A 3,093-nucleotide genomic window follows, 5' to 3' on the forward strand; every position below is an offset into this window, starting at 1 on the left:
AAACTGTCGCATAAAACGCGTTTGGCGTTGTATGGTTAAGCCTCACGGGTAATTAGTACAAGTTAGCTTAATGGCTCACACCACTTCCACATCTTGCCTATCAACGTTGTAGTCTTCAACGGCCCTTCAGAGACTTTAAAAGTCTAGTGAGAACTCATCTCGAGGCCTGCTTCGCGCTTAGATGCTTTCAGCGCTTATCAGTTCCGAACGTAGCTACCGGGCAATGCCATTGGCATGACAACCCGAACACCAGCGGTTCGTTCACTCCGGTCCTCTCGTACTAGGAGCAACCCCTCTCAATTCTCAAACGCCCACGGCAGATAGGGACCGAACTGTCTCACGACGTTCTAAACCCAGCTCGCGTACCACTTTAAATGGCGAACAGCCATACCCTTGGGACCGACTTCAGCCCCAGGATGTGATGAGCCGACATCGAGGTGCCAAACACCGCCGTCGATATGAACTCTTGGGCGGTATCAGCCTGTTATCCCCGGAGTACCTTTTATCCGTTGAGCGATGGCCCTTCCATTCAGAACCACCGGATCACTATGACCTACTTTCGTACCTGCTCGACGTGTCTGTCTCGCAGTTAAGCTGGCTTCTACCATTACACTAACCGTACGATGTCCGACCGTACTTAGCCAACCTTCGTGCTCCTCCGTTACTCTTTAGGAGGAGACCGCCCCAGTCAAACTACCCACCAGGCACTGTCCGTAACCCCGATTCAGGGGCCAACGTTAGAACATCAAAACTACAAGGGTGGTATTTCAAGGTTGACTCCACAACAACTAGCGTCGCTGCTTCAAAGTCTCCCACCTATCCTACACATGTAGGTTCAATGTTCAGTGCCAAGCTGTAGTAAAGGTTCACGGGGTCTTTCCGTCTAGCCGCGGGTACACAGCATCTTCACTGCGATTTCAATTTCACTGAGTCTCGGGTGGAGACAGCGTGGCCATGGTTACACCATTCGTGCAGGTCGGAACTTACCCGACAAGGAATTTCGCTACCTTAGGACCGTTATAGTTACGGCCGCCGTTTACCGGGGCTTCGATCAAGAGCTTCTCCCTAAGGATAACCCCATCAATTAACCTTCCGGCACCGGGCAGGTGTCACACCGTATACGTCATCTTGCGATTTTGCACAGTGCTGTGTTTTTAATAAACAGTCCCAGCCACCTGGTCACTGCGGCTCCCGTCCGCTTAGAGAGCAAGTCTCATCACAGATAGGAGCGTACCTTCTCCCGAAGTTACGGTACGATTTTGCCTAGTTCCTTCACCCGAGTTCTCTCAAGCGCCTTAGTATTCTCTACCTGACCACCTGTGTCGGTTTGGGGTACGATTCCATATAATCTGAAGCTTAGAGGCTTTTCCTGGAAGTATGGCATCAACAACTTCATCACCTTAGTGACTCGTCTCGTGTCTCAGTCTTAATAGCAACCCGGATTTACCTAAGTCGCCAACCTACTCACTTTCACATGGACTACCAACGCCATGCTTGTTTAGCCTGCTCCGTCCCCCCATCGCAATTATATCGAGTACAGAAATATTAATCTGTTTCCCATCGACTACGCCTTTCGGCCTCGCCTTAGGGGTCGACTTACCCTACCCTGATTAACATGGGATAGGAACCCTTGGTCTTCCGGCGTGGGAGTTTTTCACTCCCATTATCGTTACTCATGTCAGCATTCGCACTTCTGATACCTCCAGCATACCTCCCGGTACACCTTCAACGGCTTACAGAACGCTCCCCTACCACTCAGAATAAATTCTGAATCCGCAGCTTCGGTGCATAGTTTAGCCCCGTTACATCTTCCGCGCAGACCGACTCGACCAGTGAGCTATTACGCTTTCTTTAAAGGATGGCTGCTTCTAAGCCAACCTCCTGGCTGTCTGGGCCTTTCCACATCGTTTCCCACTTAACTATGACTTTGGGACCTTAGCTGGCGGTCTGGGTTGTTTCCCTCTTCACGACGGACGTTAGCACCCGCCGTGTGTCTCCCGGATATTACTTTACGGTATTCGGAGTTTGCAAAGGGTTGGTAAGTCGGGATGACCCCCTAGCCTTAACAGTGCTCTACCCCCGTAAGTATTCGTCCGAGGCTCTACCTAAATAGATTTCGGGGAGAACCAGCTATCTCCCGGTTTGATTAGCCTTTCACTCCTAGCCACAGGTCATCCCCTAACTTTTCAACGTTAGTGGGTTCGGTCCTCCAGTTGATGTTACTCAACCTTCAACCTGCCCATGGCTAGATCACCGGGTTTCGGGTCTATACCTTGCAACTAGTCGCCCAGTTAAGACTCGGTTTCCCTACGGCTACCCTATTCGGTTAACCTCGCTACAAAATATAAGTCGCTGACCCATTATACAAAAGGTACGCAGTCACCCAACAAGTGGGCTCCTACTGCTTGTACGTACACGGTTTCAGGTTCTATTTCACTCCCCTCACAGGGGTTCTTTTCGCCTTTCCCTCACGGTACTGGTTCACTATCGGTCAGTTGGGAGTATTTAGCCTTAGATGATGGTCCACCTATATTCAGTCAAAGTTTCACGTGCTCCGACCTACTCGATTTCACTTAAAATGTCTTTTCATGTACGGGACTATCACCCTGTATCGTGGCACTTTCCAGAGCCTTCCATTAACACATAATAAGCTTAAGGGCTGTTCCGATTTCGCTCGCCGCTACTTTCGGAATCTCGGTTGATTTCTTTTCCTACGGGTACTTAGATGTTTCAGTTCTCCGCGTTCGCCTCGTTAACCTATGTATTCAGTTAACGATACCTGCAAGCAGGTGGGTTTCCCCATTCGGAAATCCTAGTCTCAAGCGCTTTTTACTAGCTTGACTAGGCTTATCGCAAGTTAATACGTCCTTCATCGCCTCCAACTGCCAAGGCATCCACCGTGTACGCTTAGTCACTTAACCATACAACCCAAACGGGTCTTTGTTTTGTGACAGTTTAACTTCGCCAGAAGTTAATATTGAATACTAAAGTAGATACCAATCAATCAACTCATAAGAGTTAATTAAATGGCACTGAATGGTACTGCTACCATTCTTTTTTTACTTTTGAAAACTCTTGATAAATACAATGTAT

The 3,093-nt window shown here is 48.9% G+C and carries 1 rRNA gene; it reads right to left on the bottom strand.

Annotated features, from left to right (window positions below):
• Window positions 1-31: 31 nt before the first annotated feature.
• A 23S ribosomal RNA gene (locus tag I6E69_RS20360) occupies window positions 32-2,921 on the bottom strand.
• Window positions 2,922-3,093: the final 172 nt, after the last annotated feature.

Source organism: Pseudoalteromonas sp. NZS100, from assembly GCF_015864815.1.
Taxonomy (GTDB): domain Bacteria; phylum Pseudomonadota; class Gammaproteobacteria; order Enterobacterales; family Alteromonadaceae; genus Pseudoalteromonas; species Pseudoalteromonas distincta.